Source organism: Alteromonas sp. CH_MED4-4 (assembly GCF_037029575.1).
GTDB classification, from domain to species: domain Bacteria; phylum Pseudomonadota; class Gammaproteobacteria; order Enterobacterales; family Alteromonadaceae; genus Alteromonas; species Alteromonas macleodii.
The window spans coordinates 31,837-49,101 of record NZ_JAYMEU010000026.1; the positions used below are offsets into that span (position 1 = coordinate 31,837).

Consider the following 17,265-nt stretch of genomic DNA (forward strand, 5'->3'; position numbering starts at 1 on the left):
GATCTCACTACGCGATACATACCTGTGAAAATAAGTGTGCACCGAAAAAGTTGGCAAAGAAAATGAAAAACGCGGCAGTAAAACTACCGCCGCGTACTAAGCAAAATGATGATTAATTACCGCTATTTGGCGATTACAGGAAGACCCGTAGTCCACGGTCCACCAGCATCAATCACCGCTTGTTGAAGTGATGGTACAGTACGCTGCTGCAATGTACCGATTCGTTTCACTACATCATCTAGACCATCGTTGGCGTAACCGAGCTGGCCTTTATGCTGCTGTGTTGGTCCGTAAGAAGACCCTAGTGCAGAACGGGCATAGCTCAATCGGCTCAACACATTTGCAGGCTTAATACCCATTTTATCGCGAGATGAAAGGCCAAACAGAACTTTGTTTACCCCGTTAATTTCATCTTGAATAGCAGCGTATTGCGCTTCAAGACTGTTCACATCACTTGGCGTGCGATCAATCGCGGTACGCAAAAGGTCCATGGTTTCTTTTAATTGCTTCAGTACAGTCGTCGATGATAATGCACGTTTTTGCGCATCGTTCACCGCATTACCATATGCTTCAATTTCAGCATGCGTAGCACCTTTCAGCGCGCCGTCGTAGATAGATTCCAATACAAATGACGCTGGCTCAGAAAGCGCTGTTACCGTGGAGCCTTCTCGCTTAAATAACGTCGCGGTATAGCTGCCTGGTAGCGCCATGAGTCCATTGTTCTTGCTGTCTTTGTCAGTAAGCGGAATAGTGAGTGAATATTTCATATCCCAGGTAATACGGTGTAAGCCTTTCTTTGTGTTACCTTCTACACGCTTCACTAAGTCACCATCACTGTCGCGTACTTCGACATACACTGCTGGGGCAGCTTCTTGGTTTTCAGCTTCAACCGCTTCCCAGCTTGGATACTTAGGGTACTTTTTGTCTTCTATAAGTTTCTTTTCGGCTTCTTGGCGCTTTTCTTTGGCCGTTAGCAGACTGTCTTTCAAATAGTAGGTGAAGGTTGCACCGTGCTCGGGGTTCTCGGCGACAAAGCGATCGTCACCATCAGAGTCTGTGTGATTATCATCTAACTGGAACCACTTAACCGGTCGACTTGGCGCGAACAAGATGGCGTCTTTTTGCATCGACTTCTCGGTTAATGAACGCAGCGGCGCATAATCATCAAGTATGTAGATACCGCGACCAAACGTACCTGCGACTAAGTCATTCTCGCGACGTTGAATTTTCACATCGCGGGTTGAGATGGTCGGCATACCACCGTCTAACTCAACCCAGTCTTTACCGCCATCTACCGAGAAAAACACACCGAATTCAGTACCGATAAACAATAAATCCTTATTTACGTGGTCTTGTACAATACGCCACACTAAGTGCTTTTCAGGTAAATCATCAGCTAATGAAGTCCAGCTTTTCCCTAAATTAGTCGACTTGATTAAGTAAGGTTTGTAATCACCATATTTATGATTATCAAGGGCAACGTACACCGTATTGGGATCAAACAAATCTGCGCGAATATCGTTCACGTAAGAGTTGGCTGGAATGCCCTTAATGTCATCTAGCTCAATCTTTTTCCAAGATTTACCACCATTAGTGGTCACTTGGATAATACCGTCGTCGGTACCTGCCCACAGAATATTTTCATCTACTGGGCTCTCAGCAAAGTTGGCAATGGTATGAAACTCTGTCATGGCATACAGGTCCCAGCCGGCTTCTACTGACCACGTGCGCCCCATAAGTGGCGAATGCATGCGATTGCCGTTTTTAGTGAGATCACCCGACACTGCCGTCCAACTGTCACCGCGATCATCACTTCGCCAAACCCGCTGTGAGGCAAAATAGATACGCGCAGGATCATGTGCAGATACATTAATCGGCGCATCCCAGTTAAACCGCTCTGCAGGGTCGCCTGGTAGTGGCTGAGGCTTAACATACACCCCTTCTCGGGTAGTCGTATCGACACGCACCAAATTTCCTTGCTGCCACTGCGAATACATAATGTCAGGGTTACCAGGCTCTACCGCTGGGCCGTGCCCATCACCGCCCAAGGTTAAGAACCAATCTTTGTTCTTTATCCCCTCTTCACGCATAGTGCGCGAAGGACCGCCTTGGGTGGAATTATCCTGTGCGCCAGCGTAGATCTTATAAAATGGTTTAGAGTCATCTGGCGCTACTTTATAGAACTGGGTTAATGGAAGGTTCGCCATAAAGCGCCAATTCGCCATTCTGTCGTGAGACATATAAATACCACCATCGGATCCCATCAATACGAAATCTGGGGCGGTAGGATGGAACGCCATGGCGTGGTCGTCTACGTGCTTGCGTTTAGTGTTGATGGGCGTCCACGTTTTGCCGCCGTCATCCGACACTTTGCTGTAGTTACTGGCAATATAAACACGGTCAAATTGATGTTGGTCAGCGAATATTTCCTGATAGTAGTGAGGACCTGTACCACCGCCTACTTCATCTGACATTTTAGTCCAGCTAGCACCTTGGTCGGCTGAACGGTAGAAGCCACCACCGCGATTATCGGTTTCAATGGTGGCATAAATCACATCTGGGTTCATGGGTGATATAGCCATACCAATTTTACCCATGTTGCCTTGTGGTAAACCTGTTTTAAGTTCAGTCCAGGTTTCGCCTCCGTCGCTGGAAGTATGGATACCTGCGCCTTCGTTCGTTCCCACATAGGCACCAATTGAACGCTGACGCGCCCACGTTGCAGCATAAAGTTTGTCTGGGTTACGCGGGTCAATAAGTAGTGATGTTACCCCGGTCCATTCGTCAGCTGGCTTAAGCACTTGCTTCCACGTTTCACCGCCATCGGTCGTCTTATAAAGCCCACGCTCGCCGCCGCCACTCCACAATGGCCCTTGGGCAGATACCCATACAATATCTGGATTTGTAGGGTGAATAATAATGTCAGAAACGTGCTCTGACTTCTTCAGACCCATATTCTTCCAGGTTTGACCGCCATCTAGCGATTTATATACACCGTCGCCAAAGCTAATGTGACGGCCACCATTATTTTCGCCCGTTCCTACCCAAATAATATTTGAGTTGCTTGGCGCAATGGTCACGTCACCAATGGAGTAAACTGGCTGGTCGTCGAAAATTGGAGTCCAGGTCGTACCCGCGTTGGTAGTTTTCCACACGCCACCCGAGCCCACCGCGGTGTACCATGTTGAGGGATTGTTCTGATCGACTGCGATATCAGCGATACGCCCAGACATGTACGCAGGCCCAATATTTCTCAGCTCCATGGCTTTGAATGTTGAACTGCTGAAGACTTCATTCTTGTCGTTTTTGTCTGCAAAGGCGGGGGTGCACGCAAGTGCAACTGATACAGCAACTGCCGCTTTAAGAAGCTTTTTCATTATTGTTATCCAGTGTGTTTGATAGGGCTCAAAACCCTTTTTTAATTTGTAGTACTATCACTCTATAGCATTACTAATAAATGCTTAAAGTTACAATGTAACATACGACCAACTGCCCATTACAAAAGTTGAAAATATTGTGCACCGACTTAACATTACTTAATATCTTGATGGTCATTAGCCAGTGCATTTTTTCAAAAAGTAGTTTAGCCCTACCGACTCAATCTGTACATTTATTCAACAAATCGTATATTATCCAATCTGGATCTTTGTTTTACTATTCAGGGCGTCAGCCTAAGAATACTGATACTGATTCACAGGATTCAAATAGACACGAAAAAGCTTAAAGGCTCGAAGGGAATACATAAAAATAATATGCGGATTAGACATCTAACAATTTTACTCGTCGTTGCCAGCGTTCTACTTAGTGCCTGCACACCTTCACAACCTACAAACAAAATTCTGATCAGTGGTCCTTTTGAACCAGTCAATAACGACCCGGCAAGTACCGGCTACATGTTTACGCGAATGCAAATTCTGGAAACTCTCATAGACGTGGACAACCAAGGTCAGCTTATCCCAGGACTTGCTAGCTCATGGTCAAATGATGAGGACTTTACTGTTTGGACATTCAATTTACGTCCTGATGTGTATTTTCATGACGGCACGTTAATGACCGCCGACGCCGTCTACAAAAGCCTTTCGGTCGCGTTTGGTAAACCAACGCCATTTTCAAAAGATATGATCGCCAACATGGAGGTGGTATCAGAATATTCTATCAAGTTCACCTTGAACCAAAGTTACCGTCCTTTCCCTTCCCTGTTAAGTAATTATGCAACTGCGATCGTGGCACCTGCTACCTTCGGCAAGTTCAATCGAATTAAAACCTTAATAGGTACAGGCCCCTATCAGATTACGCACTTTGAACCTCCCCACAATATTACAACCACGCGCTTTGACAATTATTGGGGCGAGCCCGCTGTTATTGAAAACGTTGAGTACGTAACGGGTCACCGCTCTGAAACGCGGGCGCTTATGGTACGAACGGGGCAAGCAGATATTGTGTACAACCTCGACCCTGCCGCGGTTAGCATGTTGCGCACTGACTCTGACGTAAACGTGTTTAGCGACAGGATCCCTCGCACCACTCTAGTTAAGTTAAATAGCGGCCATCCTATCCTCTCAGATGTAAAAGTAAGGCGAGCATTGAGTTTAGCGATTGACAGAAAAGGCATTGCATCTGGCGTAATGCGTATATCGAATATCTCTGCTGATCAGCTATTTGGCCCAAATATTCGAGACTGGCATATTCGGTCTACTGCCACAGATAATGCTACCAATACTATTTCAATGGGTGACGCTGACAATAATCCAACAATTAAAAATAGCGTTGAAAATGGCGACTTATTATTAAACAGGAAAAAAGCGGCACAGCTGCTAACCGACGCGGGATGGTTAGTAGGTGAGGATGGAGTGCGCTACAAAAATGGCTCACCTTTAACGCTTGACATGATTACCTACGCCAATCGGCCAGAACTCATTACCATTGCCACGGCAATTCAAGATCAATGGGCTAGCATTGGAGTGAAGCTCTCTGTCCATATGGAAAATGTAAGTGCCATTCCTTCAGGGCATGCTGATGGTACATTGCAAACTGCACTTATGGCGCGTAACTTTGCTAACATCCCAGACCCTCTCGGTATAATGCTGGCTGACTTTTCTTCAAAAGAAGGCGGCGATTGGGGGCCAATGAACTGGCAAAATGAAAAAGTGTTTAGCGATTTAAAGACCTTGAGTCACACCACGGATGAACACGCTTACAAATCATTGATATCATCAATTATGCAAGAAGTTCAGCAAGACGTTCCTCTTATCCCCGTTATGTACTATGTGCAGCAAACGGCGACATCTAGCCGACTAAGAAACTTCAGCTTCGACCCTTACGAGCGTTCTTTTCGCGTATCTCAAATGAGAATAGCCCCATAATAATGAGAAAAATCCTACTTCAACGGCTGCTTCAAGCTGTACTGATGGCGTGGAGTGTAGGCACACTCACATTTATTATAACCCGTTCACTACCTGGAGATATGGCTTACAAAATAGCGGCTGGCCGCTACGGTGACGATGCGGTAAGCACAAGTGCCGCTAACGCCGTAGCAGAAGAACTTGGTCTGCACAGAAGCGCTTTCGAACAGTACGTAAGCTGGATGACTGATTTAGCCTCACTGGATTTAGGCAATAGCTTGGTCACGGGGGCCCCCATTGTTGTTGAGCTACAAAATCAGCTTTCTTACACCCTTGTTCTCGCTGGACTCGCTATTCTGGTATCCGCATTAATTGCGTTTCCTCTGGGAATTTATAGCGGCATCAGAAGCGCTCGAAAAAGTGAAAATACTCCTAAAAGCCGTGCTTCTCTTTTTGATAAAGCAGTATTAGTGTTTTCCACGTTCGTGCGCTCTCAACCGGTCTTTTGCTTGGGGCTAATTCTCATCTTTATTTTTGCTCTAGAGCTCAACTGGCTTCCGGTTGCGGGCTCTTCAGGCTTTGTCTATACCATATTACCTGTAATGACCTTAGGGTTAAGCCTGGCGGCTATATCAAACCGCGTAATTCGCAATAGTACTGTTAATGCGGTTCAATCGGGTTACTTCCATTTCGCCAAGATAAAAGGGTTAAGCGCTCTAGAGGCGTTTAGGTGCCATGCGCTACCTAACATTGTAATACCTGCTCTAGCCTTCATGGGCATACAGCTTATCGGGTTAATTGAAGGCGTAATTATGATTGAAAGCCTTTTTGCTTGGCCCGGCATAGGACACGGACTTTCCCATGCTGTCTTTGCCCGCGACATCACTATGTTGCAAGGCACAGCTTTGCTGATGGGCATTTTATTCGTATTGGTCAACACACTAGTCGATTTAAGTCAGTATGCACTCGACCCAAGGGTGAGAGAGAATCGAGGGTATAGCCAATGAAGACACCCGCCTTACCTGTTGAAAAAGTGATTGGCTTTTCACTTTTGATGCTGCTCTTATTACTTGCGTTGGGCGAGCCTGTTCTATTGGGAACAAACGGTAATCAACAAAATTTAAAGCAAGTGCTCGAAGCCCCAAGTGCGCAACATTGGTTAGGTACAGATCAGTTCGGACGCGACATGTTAGCCAGAATCTCAGAGGGTCTGCGCATATCACTTTCTCTCGCTGCACTGTGTGTACTAAGTTCATCAATCATTGGCGTGCTAACGGGCGTAATTGCAGCGTGGTGTAGAGGTTGGGTAGATACGACGTTGAATTTCATTGCCAATACAATATTGGCGCTCCCCGGACTGGTACTTATTCTTCTTTTCGCGGCGCTAGTACCAGGCTCTTTCATTATGCTGTATTTAGCCATTTCCTTAGTACTGGCCGTCGAGTACTTCAGGCTGGTACGTGCTATCACTCTACCAGTAGTGACAGGCCCTGCACTGGAAAACTCTGCGCTAATGGGTTTTCCAAAACGCTATTTATTTAATAAGCATATATGGCCCGCCATTCGACAAGACGTGTTATCACTTGCTGCTTTTGGTGCCTCCTCCTCAATTATCGCCATGGCATCGGTGGGCTTCGTTTATGTTGGTTTAAAACCACCCAGCCCTGAGCTTGGGCTGATGATAGTTGAGCTTTTTCCATACTATCACGAAGCACCTTGGCTGCTCGCACAACCTATTTCCACCCTATTCGTTCTCGTACTGGGCTTTCACTTACTTTCTGCGAAGAGTGACAAAACACCTCGTTTAAATAAGTTCATTTTTGACAGCAGCAGTAGACTATCAAAGAATGATGCATTGGAGCGCAAACTGTGAGCCAATACATTGCTATTGAACACTTATCAATTTACGCGCAAGACACCATTATTGTAGAGGATCTATCCCTTAGCCTTGAACAAGGCGAGACACTGACTATATTGGGTGAAACCGGGGCAGGTAAAAGTCTGCTAGCGCAAGCAATTATGGGCGACTTACCGTCTGCACTGAAGGTTACGGGAAATGTTCTGGTAAACGGTGTAGATATGCTTCGTGCCAACCGACGTGAATGTGAACAATTGTGGGGGCGAGACATTGTTATGCTGCCGCAAGAGCCATGGCATTCTCTAAGCCCAATGATGAAAATTCGCCAGCAAGTCGCCGAAGTTTTTCGGTTTACATTGGGTAACGGTGCTCGCGAAGCACAAAAGAGTGCGAAGACACAGCTAGAAAACCTGGCTCTTAAAGACGACAGTGATAAGGTCCCTTCTCAACTTTCCGGTGGAATGGCACAGCGTGTCGCTTTTGCCTGTGCATCAGCGACTAATGCACCTTTATTTCTAGCCGACGAACCCACAAAAGGGCTAGATGCCGGACGCAAACATCATATTATTGAGCAACTAAAGCAAAAAGCTAACGACGGTACGCTACTTACCATTACGCACGATGTTTCAGTGGCAGAGGCACTGGGTGGTAAATGTATGGTGCTTAAAAACGGGAAACTGGTTGAAACAGGTGATACCCGCAAGATACTGTCCTCCCCGTCTTCAAACTATACCAAAACCCTTATTGCGTCGGCTCCGCAACACTGGACGGCTACCACAAAAAAAACGCATAGGTTTGCACCGCTGGTATCGGTGAATGATCTCACAATTATGAGAGGTAACCGTACACTATTTACTGGCCTTAGTTTTTCTTTAGGGGAAGGCGAAATTGTCGGGCTTTGTGGTGATAGCGGCAGTGGAAAAACGTCTCTAGGTGATGCTCTACTTGGGCTTCTACCCTATCAAGGCAATATTGCGTTTCATACGCTTTTACACCGTTATCAAACCCTAAAGCTGTATCAAGATCCCCCCAGTTCATTTGCCGATCACACTACGCTTAAATCATTGATTGATGACGTAATAAAGCTCCACAAGGTGTCTAAAAAGCGTGCCGATTTACTTTCATCTCAACTAGGCCTTAACCAGCGATTGTTTGAGCGCAGCGCCTCTGAGGTAAGTGGAGGTGAGCTTCAACGCATTGCATTGCTGCGCGCGCTGCTACTAAAGCCCAAGCTACTTATAGCTGACGAGCCAACATCTAGGCTCGACCCCATTACAAGTAAGGCAATTACTCACTTACTTGTCGATCAATGCAGAGAAGAAAATTGCACGGTGCTCTTTATCAGCCACGATAGAACACAGCTAGAAAAAGTCTGTGACCGCGTCATTGACCTTCAGACTCTCACAACATCAAAAGCCGTTATATAACGGCTTTTGGAAGACAAGTTTCAGGGGACTTTCGTGTGTTTATACGCAAACCGTAGCCGCGAATGAACTAAAAAGTCACGATTTCATCATCAATAAGATGACCTACAGCCTGACTCTGCTCAGCATCGACAAAGGCGCTATCAATCGCGCTAAAGCGCGCCGTAGTAACCTTTCGATAATTCGGGTGGGTATAAATATAAGTTTGCTCTGACTGAAGCGCCTCTATCACGCGTTCAGCTAGCACAGAGGCATCGATTCCCGACTCTACTGCTTTAGTGGCTGCTTGAGCTCCGGCTTTAAGCTTCTCTTTATCAATGCGTTTTTCAGCGGCTACTGCATATTTTTGCTGCCTATTTCTATACGACTCGTGAATGCGGGTTTTCACGAATGCTGGACACAATACAGAAGTATGGATTCCAAAAGGTTTTAATTCTGGTACCCAGCTTTCCGTCATAGAGACAACCGCAGCCTTTGATGCGCAGTAGGCCGCCGCATATGGCATGCCCATCATTCCTGCCATCGACGCCACGTTTAGCACCCAACCTCCTTCGCCGTGCTCTTTAATAGCTGGCACGCATGCTTGTGCGCCATAGAGTACGCCCATAACGTTGACGTCCATTACCCAGCGCCAGGTCTCATGCTCCGAATCTTCGACTTTCCCCGGCGTACCGCCAACACCAGCATTATTGATGACCATATGAACCTTGCCAAACTTCTCTTTGGCGTTAGCTACAATATCTTCCCACTGAGCGTAATCGGTAACATCAAGGGCGCAAGTCAATACATCAAAACCTTTCTCTCGTAAGTCGTTACCCGATTCGGTTAATGCAGCATTATCAATATCGCCCATGACGATATTCATACCCTGCCTTGCCAATGCCTCTGCCAGCGCTAACCCTATGCCGCCAGCGGCGCCAGAAATAATAGCGGTCTTACCCGTAAATTCGTTAGACATCTTACTCTCCTGTTATTGTTATTGCGCCGCGGGCCCTTTGGGAAAGCCATTTCAATGAGGAGTTTGCAATCGCCTATCTCACTCAACTAGCGCTTATCTACACACCTAGATTAGGGGTAACAGGATGGGGAAAATACTTTATTTGGCTAATCTGAATAGCTTCATGAAATTAATAAGTCAGGTTAAACGTAAAGGCGGGGCAAATAAAAAAGGGCAGTGACTAACCCTGCCCTTTGCATTACCCCGCTACTATATTTCTATGTTGAAAACTGTCTCATCCGTTCTACATCAACCTAACCGACTGTTCGATTTTACTCTGGTGCTACTAATCTAATTCTCAACAATGGCTTTTGACAGAGCGTACTTACAGGAGTCGATATCTTCACGCCTCAGTAAATACTTCCGCTTGTTTGTTAAGCCGCGAAATCAGTATATTTGATGATGTCAGCCATTTCGAAAGCTCCAGCGGGTTGACTGCCCTGTACTTTTAGTTCTGGATACCATGAAGGGTTAGATCCTAAGAACGAGTGAGGGTCACTTTCAATCAAACCTATAAGCACTTCAGCTACAATATAACCTCCAACAGACCCCAAATGATTGCCTCCTGAGAGGCTTCCCTCGCAAAGAATGTATAACCACAGCGGAGTTGCTTGAGCTAAGTTGCCCGGCAGTTCGAACATCGACATATCGGGAGAATCCAGGCTTACGCCTAAAACAGACTCCATGTATTTGTGCACTGACTGGCCTGATGGCAGTGAAAAGCTCTGACCACGTTGCAAATTTCTTACGGCAAGCGATGCCTCAGCATTTTTGATAAACGGCAACTCCAGTAATTCTGAAGGAAGTTTTTCATCGACCGCCCCCGCTTTCTGAGAATCTTCTCCAAAAAACCAACTCCAGTTAATCGCTCCTGCCGTATTCTTCTGGAACCCTGTACCTAACTCGCTACCAAACATCGTTACGCCTTTATGACTTTCGTTAAAGTCTAATGGGTTGGTAACCATTGTATGACCAAAGCGATAGGCGGCGACGGAAAATTCAACCGGAATAAATGGAGAGTTATCTTCAGTAAAAAATCGTCGACCGTTACACATAATATCATCGACGACCGTTTGACCTACTAGCTTGGGTAAAAAGTCATAAATAACGACCCATTGGTAGTGCCAGGTCACGATCTCTCGCGCCTTTTCGAAAAGAGCAGTTTTCGTCGTATAAGTGCCCTTCGTTAGTAACTCATTGACAACCGTATTATGAAAATAGTGCATCAGTAATTGAAGCTGAGAGACTATTCGGTTTTCATCGTTACGTGGATCGCCAATCAACGCCACTTGGTTTAAATGCCCCTGAGGAGTACTCTCTGCTCTAAGTAAATCATCACCGTTCGTCAGCAGGTGCAACTTGTCTATTTGTTTAGGTTTGCCGGAGGCGTTTGGTGGTGCGTGATAGTAGAGATGCGGTGTCCCTTCAACACCCGAACCATAGATACAATCCAAATCCAGGGTAGGCGTTCGGATATTATTGATGTCATCAGGGGTATTTCGTGAACTTAAACTCGATGTAACATCAAGGGTAATATCATGATCGATGAATTGGCCTAAGAATACGTAACCCAGGTCAATATTTGACAACTTGGCTTCTGCTTCGGAATCCATGGGTCCGTTCTTTTTACCGCATTCACGAAGATCATGCGAGTTACTGATAAGTCGAGGGAGTTGAGGAAATAGACGCCTGAATCGGCCTTGTGATTGATGATGGGTGCATTTAGGGGTCATACCGCTAGGTGTATTGATGCCATGATGTATCATATTCAGTCTCCATTTTAGTTATCACCTTTTCACTGATAAACACTAAAAATGGGGAAGTTATTGATAATCTATTGCTCGGAAACATCATGAGCATCCATACTCTGCTTTCCCTTTTTGAACAACAAGACCAGCTCAAGGCTTATATTAGACTATCTCGATGTGTTCATTTTTTCAACAATTAAGATAACCTTAAGCTGTTATAGAAAATGATCGTTGAGTAAATTCACCAGCGAATACCCCTTCGTTTGTCTCCGTTTCCTTGGCTCCAAACTCAAAAAAAAAAGATGGACGGTTTAAACTCAACCGTCCTCTGCATGAGGTTTCACATAGGCCAAAAGCTACATAAAATTCAGTTCTGACCCATTTGTTAACGTGCTGACGCCAATTAAGAACTGTAAAAACACGGTACATCATTATACTCAACTAGCCTTTTGCTTTACTTCGCCGGCATAACATAAACCTCGCGAACGCAGGCTGACTCTTCTGCGCTTAGGGCAAACAATACCGATTTTGCGATATCCGCTGGCTGAAGCTTATCTTCCTTAGGTTCATCGAAAAATGGCGTATTCACCATACCAGGGCAGATAGTTGTACAGCGGCCGCCCCACTCGCGCATTTCTTCTGCGAGGTTCTGACCGAAACCATAAGCAAACCACTTACTTGCCCCATATACAGAGCCTTTGAGAGCTATTCGACCGGCGACCGAAGACGTAATGATGAAGTGGCCTTGCGTATCGCGCAAGTACGGCAATCCGGCTTTTGCGGTATAAAGCAGTCCATTTACGTTTGCGCCCAGCATGCCATCCCAGTCATCTACGTCCCCCTTTTCAATGCCGGCGGCTTTCGCGCCGCGCCCTGCATTGGCGAAAATGCCGTCAATACGACCGAAATGTTCGCTTACCTGTTTAAACGCCTTATCTAACTCATTAAAGTCGCTTACGTCAGCTTTGACAGCAAATGCATTATCATTGCCAAGCTCTTCAACCAAGGCACGCAGTTTGTCCTCACTTCTCGCTAAGAGGGCAACGTTAAAACCGTTATCTACCAATTGCTTTGCCGTTTCTTCGCCAATGCCGCTGGAAGCCCCCGTTATCGCGATAACCTTTTTATTTGTAGCTGAGGTGGACATACACTTCCTCCTTTTTTTACTGGGCAACCAATTCACTAATTTTGCTTACGAAAGCTGGAATATCATCTGGGTTTCTACTAGTGACTAGTTTTGAGTGGGTCACCACTTCTTCATCAACCCAGGTCGCACCAGCATTTTTGAGATCTGTTTGGATACTAGGAAACGAAGTGAGTGTTGCACCTTTCGCTAACCCAGACTCCACCAGCAACCATGGACCATGACAGATAGCACCTATAGCTTTAATACTTGCCGCGCTGTTTGCATTTTTGATGAAGGCAACTGCATCTTCGTTGGTACGCAGCACATCGGGATTGATTTGACCGCCAGGTAGCACAAGGGCATCGTAATCTTCAGGATTAACGGACGTAACTTGTTTATCAACATTGACGTCCTTCCCCCAGTTGTCTTCGTCCCATGCTTTAATTGTTGTCTGATCATCAATAGATAGCACATCAACTTCAGCACCTTGCTCAATAAACTTGTCTCTTGGTTGAATCAACTCACTTTGCTCAAAACCATTGGTTGCCAAAATAGCGATTTTTTTGCCTTTAAGGTTTTGGGTGTTGCTCATAATGTTCACTCCTTTTGAAAGACGAAATGTAAAGCTAGTAAAAACAGGGGGCGCCACACAATAGGAATAACTGTCCGCCTACCACCTTTAGCAAATCCCATCAGGTGAACGCGTTAGTTTGTGCATGGCATAACCTAGCTCTTACTATCTAGCTACGATGCTGTTGAAGGTGCAAATTACAAACCATCCAAACCAAGAAACGCAAACCATTGATTCAATTACAATAAATGAAATACCAACAATTTCACCACCATTGATAGCCACGCACATATTCAGATTTTGTGAACGATTTACAGAGCTTCTTTCTCGCTCCTTTTTTAAGTTAATGTAAGCCGACAGCGAAGTTTTCATGTATCAAGCTCTAAGAGTTCTATCGTTTAGGCAAAACATGAGGACACATGAGCAAGGAACGTTTCAACCACGCTAAATCTGCATTCGAGCTTTCTTTGAAAAGTTGGTGGAGTATTTCAAAGCGTATTTTCACTAGCCTGCAAAAAGACAACATTCCTCTTATCTCCGCTGGCGTTGCCTTTTACTGCTTGCTGGCTATCTTCCCACTACTAGGGGCAACTATTGCTTTGTATGGGCTCGTTGTCTCTCCCGATGAACTGCAACGCCACATGGCATTGCTGGTAAATGTAGTACCAAATGACAGTCGCTACATCATTGAAGAACAGCTTAAAAATTTAACCGAGAAGTCGAATACTGCATTGGGCTGGAGTTTTTTATTTACTCTGCTCTTATCACTGTGGAGCAGTAGCAAAGGCGCCAACGCACTGATAAAAGCATGCAACATTACCTATAGCGAGGCGGAAGGAAGAGGCTTTTTCAAAGGTATCCTGGCACGCATCACCTGCACCATATTTATGATCCTTACTGTAATTGTGTCCCTTGCCTGCATCACTATTTTACCCGAAGCATTAAACTGGATGACGTCAAATGCCCTTAGTACCGAGCAAGCCATGTGGGTGACTTGGCCAGTTATGCTGGCCCTATTTAATATTGCGCTTTCAGCCCTATATCGATATGCCCCTCACCGAAGAGAAGCCCAGTGGCGCTGGGTGACGCCGGGGTCAGTTTTTGCCACCTTATTATGGGTGGTAGCCTCGTATGGTTTTTCGATATACCTCAATGAATTTGGAAGCTACAACAAAACCTACGGCTCCGTTGGGGGCATTATTATTTTGCTTATGTGGTTGTATTTAACCGCCTATATCATTCTAATCGGTGCAGAGGTGAACTCGTCGATAGAGCTCCAAACTACTGCAGACAGTACGGTGGGTGAAGACAGACCCATGGGCGAAAGAAACGCATTTGTGGCAGACCATACACCGGATGATTTAAGGCGCTAATGCTTAAACTATCTGAGGCGCATGCACTATCTAGCAGCGCCTTCCTCACCATCAATTTTTAGCATCTTTACGAGCATTTCTTTTCATTTTACCTATATCTGAATTTGCCTCATATTCGCGCCGCGAAATTATCTTCTCTTTCCTTTGATGTAAGGCATTACCTTGGACAACACCCTTATCCCGCCAGCCAAAGCGCGGGTTTCTGTTCCCGTTATTGCGCTGGGTATGTACGCAGTTGCGTCTGGCTATTTGATGAGTCTGATCCCACTAATGCTCAGCCATTACAACCTAGACACGGCTATCGCCAGTTGGCTGGCTAGCAGCTTTTACGCTGGACTACTAGTGGGTGCCCTTAGTATTGAACCGTTGGTAACCCGCGTTGGTTACAAGCACGGTTTTGCGCTGTGTTTAGGCGTACTATTACTAACTATTGTAGTAATGCCTTTGTTTGCTCACACCGCAGTTTGGCTTGTGGCTCGGTTAGTGGCTGGCGTTGCTGTAGCGGGTGTATTTGTTATCGTAGAGTCGTGGCTTTTACACGGCGACGAAGCCGATAGAGCCAAACGTTTAGGCTTGTACATGGGCGCACTGTACGGGGGAAGCTCTTTAGGTCAGTTAGGTATTGGCGCTATTGGCGTAGGCGGCATGCTTCCTTTTGCTGCCATTTTCACCATGTTGATTTTAGCCATTGGCGTACTTTTGTTTGCAAAGAGCGAGCAGCCTGAAGCTTCCCACAGTACGCCACTGTCGCTAAAGCAAATATCGAAACTAAATCATGCCGCAATTATTGGTTGCATAGTGTCAGGCTTAACCCTAGGTGCCATTTACGGCTTAATGCCTCTTGAACTATTAAACCGGGGCATTGCTCATGACGATTTGGGTAGCTTAATGGCCTTAATTATTTTAGGCGCTATGGCAGTTCAACCTTTAATTCCTGCGTTATCCAAGCATTTAGGCCGCACGTTACTCATGGCGCTATTTTGTTTACTAGGTGTCGCCGCCATAACATTAACCGCAGCGGTTAGTGGTATATACGCTTTGGGAGCTGGTCTGTTTCTATTAGGGATGGCAATATTTGCCCTATACCCAGTGGCAATAAATCTGGCCTGCGACAAACTCGATGCTAGCTTCATTGTATGCGCCACACAGGTCATGCTTTTCAGCTACAGCGTGGGTTCAGTAGTAGGCCCACTTATTGCCGATAACTTTTTAGTAGGCCCTCAAGGGTTGATGGGTTACTTATTTGCGTGCTTACTTGCTACCAGTATTTATATGCTGATAGCCAGTGTTAAAACCAAAGGGCGCGCCATGGCAGGCGAGTAACACACTCGCCTTGTCCATCTTACTGCCCCTATTCTGGGGCAGATTCAAAATACGACACCTTATCGCTTCCTTTTCGCGACACTTTCAGCCGCTTTTTACCGCTTACTGTTTCAAGAGAAAGTCGGTTTGGATAACCTTCCACACCAAATTCTCCGTCACCAAGGTAAACAAGCTCCCCACTTTCAATATGACTCCACAGCAACAGTCTTCCTTGGTAGAAAAGCTGGTTATTCTGCTTGCTGATTTCGATGGTTTCTCCAAAGCCTGCGAGGTATTTACCTTCAAAGTCATTTAACAGTTTAAGGGGAATCTGTTGCTTTACCACGGGCAAGCTTTTCTTCCAGTCGAGCTTTTCCACAACCGTTGCAATAACTGTTTCAATAACCGGAATTCGAGCAGGGTTGCCGCCGTTACCGAATATAGCGATACCTCTACCATCGCGCATTGTGCCCATGATTTGCCCTCCTGTTCCCGTGTTTGAACCACCATGAGAGAACCACTCTAGGTTGCCTTTAGCCTCAAGACGCATCCAGCCTAGTCCCCAACCACCTACAACATCGAGGGTTTCAATTTGAGTAGTATTACGCGCCACTGCTTGCGAGATTACCTTTGTATCATCGCCATTTAGTGCTCTTTGCATTTCAATAATCAATGTTGCCATATCAAGAGCATTACTCCACATTCCCGAAGGCGCGATTTGCGGGCAAATTGGATATCCAGATTGGATCACGCTCAAATCGTCGTGATGAACGCTTGCCACATTTTGCAAAAATAGCGGGCTGTCAGGTTGATACATTGTGGTGTTAACCATGTTAAGCGGCTTAAATAGCATTTCTTCTGCTAATTCAGGCAATGTCTTTCCAGTTAGATCTTCCAGCGCAATTTGCACAATAACGTAGCCACCGCCGCTATACGACCAACTTTCACCAGGCTTAAATGCTAAGCTAATGGGCGAGTCATAACGGGGGACGTTTACTCCATTTAGGCTATCGATAGCCGTTGGCACAGCGTCTCCTTTATAAAAGTCAGCAAACCCACTTTGTGTGGTGCCCGCAGTGTGGCTGAGCAACCGACGAAAAGTAATTTCCTCAGGGTTGGGAAACTGCTCTTTTTGCAGTGTCCAACGGGTGAGATACTTAGCTACAGAGTCGTCTAAACTAAGCTTGCCTTGATCTTCGAGCATAGCCGCTAGTAGCGCGGTAACCGGCTTGGAAATAGAAGCGGTAGAAAAGGCCGTTGACTGGTTAATAGAATCACCTGAACCGAACACCTTTTCCCCAGCTGTGGCGGAATAGACAACATTGAAGTCGTCGATTACCGCGACGCTTACGCCACTTAATTTGTATTCTTTTAAGAGCTCGTTGAGTTCTGCTTGAGACAACAGTTGGTTGTCATTTGCGTGGGCTATTTCAAGTGGCGCATACCACAAAAGTAAAAGGATAAAGGCTACTAGTTTATTAATGGGTGTCATACATTACTCTCCGTATAAATTTCAGCCAAATT

12 protein-coding genes are annotated in these 17,265 nt (G+C 45.8%); 6 read left to right on the forward strand and 6 right to left on the reverse strand.

All coding sequences use genetic code 11. From position 1 onward, the window contains the following. Window positions 1-122: 122 nt before the first annotated feature. On the reverse strand, window positions 123-3,377 hold the full coding sequence (locus WA381_RS16055; RefSeq protein WP_156086732.1) for a VPS10 domain-containing protein: 3,255 nt from the start codon (window positions 3,375-3,377) through the stop codon (window positions 123-125). Window positions 3,378-3,752: 375 nt separating this feature from the next. Between WA381_RS16055 and WA381_RS16060 the strand changes: the two genes are divergently transcribed. Genes WA381_RS16060 through WA381_RS16075 form a run of 4 tightly spaced genes read left to right on the forward strand, consistent with a single transcriptional unit; the run spans window position 3,753 to window position 8,627 of the window. Then, window positions 3,753-5,363: an ABC transporter substrate-binding protein gene (locus WA381_RS16060; RefSeq protein ID WP_156086733.1), complete on the forward strand. Its 1,611-nt coding sequence runs from the start codon at window positions 3,753-3,755 to the stop codon at window positions 5,361-5,363. Window positions 5,364-5,365: 2 nt separating this feature from the next. Further along, entirely contained in the window at window positions 5,366-6,349 is a 984-nt protein-coding gene (locus tag WA381_RS16065; RefSeq protein ID WP_156086734.1) for an ABC transporter permease, read from the forward strand. Then, window positions 6,346-7,215: an ABC transporter permease gene (locus tag WA381_RS16070; protein WP_156086735.1), complete on the forward strand. Its 870-nt coding sequence runs from the start codon at window positions 6,346-6,348 to the stop codon at window positions 7,213-7,215. The genes WA381_RS16065 and WA381_RS16070 overlap by 4 nt, the downstream gene beginning before the upstream one ends. Beyond that, on the forward strand, window positions 7,212-8,627 hold the full coding sequence (locus tag WA381_RS16075) for an ABC transporter ATP-binding protein (RefSeq protein ID WP_156086736.1): 1,416 nt from the start codon (window positions 7,212-7,214) through the stop codon (window positions 8,625-8,627). The genes WA381_RS16070 and WA381_RS16075 overlap by 4 nt, the downstream gene beginning before the upstream one ends. A 67-nt stretch (window positions 8,628-8,694) precedes the next feature. Here the strand turns inward: WA381_RS16075 and WA381_RS16080 are convergent, their stop codons facing one another. The 4 genes from WA381_RS16080 to WA381_RS16095 all read right to left on the reverse strand — a co-directional run bounded on the left by WA381_RS16080 (window position 8,695) and on the right by WA381_RS16095 (window position 13,087). Next, window positions 8,695-9,582 (reverse strand): SDR family NAD(P)-dependent oxidoreductase, encoded by an 888-nt coding sequence (locus tag WA381_RS16080; RefSeq protein ID WP_014977153.1) that lies wholly within the window; start codon window positions 9,580-9,582, stop codon window positions 8,695-8,697. Between the two features lie 413 nt (window positions 9,583-9,995). Then, window positions 9,996-11,387 (reverse strand): peroxidase family protein, encoded by a 1,392-nt coding sequence (locus tag WA381_RS16085; protein ID WP_231506540.1) that lies wholly within the window; start codon window positions 11,385-11,387, stop codon window positions 9,996-9,998. A 436-nt stretch (window positions 11,388-11,823) separates the two neighbouring features. Continuing rightward, the gene (locus tag WA381_RS16090) at window positions 11,824-12,516 is read right to left on the reverse strand and encodes an SDR family oxidoreductase (RefSeq protein ID WP_156086737.1); all 693 of its coding nucleotides are present in this window, start codon (window positions 12,514-12,516) and stop codon (window positions 11,824-11,826) included. Window positions 12,517-12,532: 16 nt separating this feature from the next. After that, window positions 12,533-13,087 (reverse strand): type 1 glutamine amidotransferase domain-containing protein, encoded by a 555-nt coding sequence (locus WA381_RS16095; RefSeq protein ID WP_156086738.1) that lies wholly within the window; start codon window positions 13,085-13,087, stop codon window positions 12,533-12,535. A gap of 398 nt (window positions 13,088-13,485) precedes the next feature. On the opposite strand from WA381_RS16095, the gene WA381_RS16100 reads away from it, so the two are divergent. Both WA381_RS16100 and WA381_RS16105 read left to right on the forward strand, forming a co-directional pair. Continuing rightward, the gene (locus tag WA381_RS16100; RefSeq protein WP_101565449.1) at window positions 13,486-14,439 is read left to right on the forward strand and encodes a YihY/virulence factor BrkB family protein; all 954 of its coding nucleotides are present in this window, start codon (window positions 13,486-13,488) and stop codon (window positions 14,437-14,439) included. Between the two features lie 162 nt (window positions 14,440-14,601). Further along, on the forward strand, window positions 14,602-15,762 hold the full coding sequence (locus WA381_RS16105; RefSeq protein ID WP_156086739.1) for an MFS transporter: 1,161 nt from the start codon (window positions 14,602-14,604) through the stop codon (window positions 15,760-15,762). A gap of 28 nt (window positions 15,763-15,790) precedes the next feature. On the opposite strand, the gene WA381_RS16110 is transcribed toward WA381_RS16105, so the two are convergent. Further along, complete coding sequence (locus tag WA381_RS16110; protein ID WP_156086740.1) at window positions 15,791-17,233, reverse strand: serine hydrolase domain-containing protein; 1,443 nt, start codon at window positions 17,231-17,233, stop codon at window positions 15,791-15,793. Window positions 17,234-17,265 lie beyond the last annotated feature (32 nt).